Source organism: Mesorhizobium sp. M7A.F.Ca.CA.003.01.2.1 (assembly GCF_003998945.1).
Lineage (GTDB): Bacteria > Pseudomonadota > Alphaproteobacteria > Rhizobiales > Rhizobiaceae > Mesorhizobium > Mesorhizobium ciceri.
In genome coordinates, this window is sequence record NZ_RZRA01001071.1 from 1 (window position 1) to 1,758 (window position 1,758).

General features: G+C 52.5%; 3 protein-coding genes. All 3 read right to left on the reverse strand.

What is annotated here, in order from left to right:
• On the reverse strand, positions 1–135 hold a 135-nt coding region (locus EN969_RS29755), incomplete at its 3' end, for an NAD(P)-binding protein (protein ID WP_141245433.1).
• Positions 136–450: 315 nt separating this feature from the next.
• Complete coding sequence (locus EN969_RS29760; protein WP_158515808.1) at positions 451–1,017, reverse strand: GNAT family N-acetyltransferase; 567 nt, start codon at positions 1,015–1,017, stop codon at positions 451–453.
• Positions 1,018–1,407: 390 nt separating this feature from the next.
• A partial coding sequence (locus EN969_RS29765) for an IucA/IucC family C-terminal-domain containing protein (RefSeq protein WP_281060041.1) occupies positions 1,408–1,758 on the reverse strand: 351 nt, incomplete at its 5' end.

Sequence of the window (1,758 nt, forward strand, 5' to 3'; positions counted from 1 at the left end):
GGCATTCGGCGGCGTATCAGGGCCAGCTTCAATGAGCAGCACGCGAGCGCCATAGGCGGAGAGCCTGCTCGCCATCACGCATCCAGAGGAGCCACCACCCACGACGATATAATCGAAAACCACGCAACTCCCCATCAAGGTACCAAGTGTGATGGGCTTCTTCAGCAAAGCGCTCCTCCTACCGCCTGAGATATGGTCACTTACGGCGCGGCAGCTCCACATCATGCCGTCTGTAACGGAGCGATTTGATCGCCAAATCGGTCGAGGGCATGCCCGAAGCGAGACCGAGCGACCCATCTGAACTATCTCTGAACCGACAAGCTCTCAATTCCAGGGCACATGCATCTCCGGACACGCCGGTGCGTCGGTGTGAATGATTGCAAGTTCGTAGGGCGAGAGCAGCGCTCGCCTACGGTTTCTTGCATCACCGTCTTCCGAGAAACAATGATACTAACAAGAGATAACGACGACTTTTTCGATTTTTACAGCAGTCAAGACTGTCACTTCAAAATATCGCATAACTACGTTATTGTAGACCCGGTCTCTTACATAGCGAAGGCCTACTTTCGGTGCTTTCCGAAGCGAACGCGTGTTCGTTGGGCGAATGAATGAAGTGACCTTCTCGAGCGTTAGGTTCTCGAAAGCAAACTGGATCGCTGCCCTGCCGGCCTCTGCGGCGATCCCCTTACCGGAAGACGCAAGGTGGAGGCACGATACGGTTTCCACATTAGTGGGATCTTCGGGCAGATACGGGCCACTGTACATCAATCCACAGTAGCCTGCGAATTTTCCGACTTGGCCTTCGCCTTTTACGAACACCATCCATAAGCCGAAACCATTGCTCTGCCAATGATGGATGAACTGTTGTAGTTTAGCTTTCGATTGCTCTCGGGTCGGATAGACTCCATCCCACATGGCATTTACCACAAATGGATCGCTATGAAGCTCATGTAGAAGAAGCTCGTCGCTATGCGACGGTGGCCTTAGGATTAGGCGCGGCGTTTCTAGAATGTACATGAGAAGCTCCCTTCTAGCCATAAGTTAGAGCCGCACTTACCTCCAACGCGGCCATGATCTCCTAGCATGAGCGTCAAGGCCGCAGTGCTTGATTGAAGGCGTTCGACGAGGTTTATGCTTAAGGTAGCGAGGTCTACACAAATCAAGCTTTGGGCGCCTAACCGTGTCAGTGTTGACGGCACCTGGAAAGCCGGCCCGAAGGCGATAAAAAAATTAGGCGCCTCCTTTCAGAATGGAAGCAGGCGACGCGCTGGTGAGCGGGCGCCTGATACGCGCAACATGCTGCGGCGGCGTTTACGCAAGGGGTTGCTTACCCCAAGGGGGGGGTATGGTATTGGCCCAAAACCGGCTAACTACATTGTTCATTTAAAATACGCGCCTCCTTCAAGCTTAACCTGCACTGGTCACTTTGCGAATGCCCGCCAGTGGGTTCTTCAGCGTGCCGACGGTGTGCAGGTATTCTCCCGGATCACCGAAGTCCACCATTTGCTGGTTTTTTTGTATCTGCAGTCGATTCATACATCGTCGCAGAAATTCTGGAGCGAATAGGTCATGCTGCCTGTATTTTTCGTCATATTCCGGATGTTTCGTCTGGTAGCCAAGGATGGACTCGCTTACGAGCTGCCAGAAGTGTGTCGACGGAAAATCAAGATGTTCTTCGAGTGTTACAGCCAAGTAACGAAAGAAGCAGTCGAAAACGTCGGTGAAAATGAAGTCGTGCTTCATGTCGCGATTTACTTG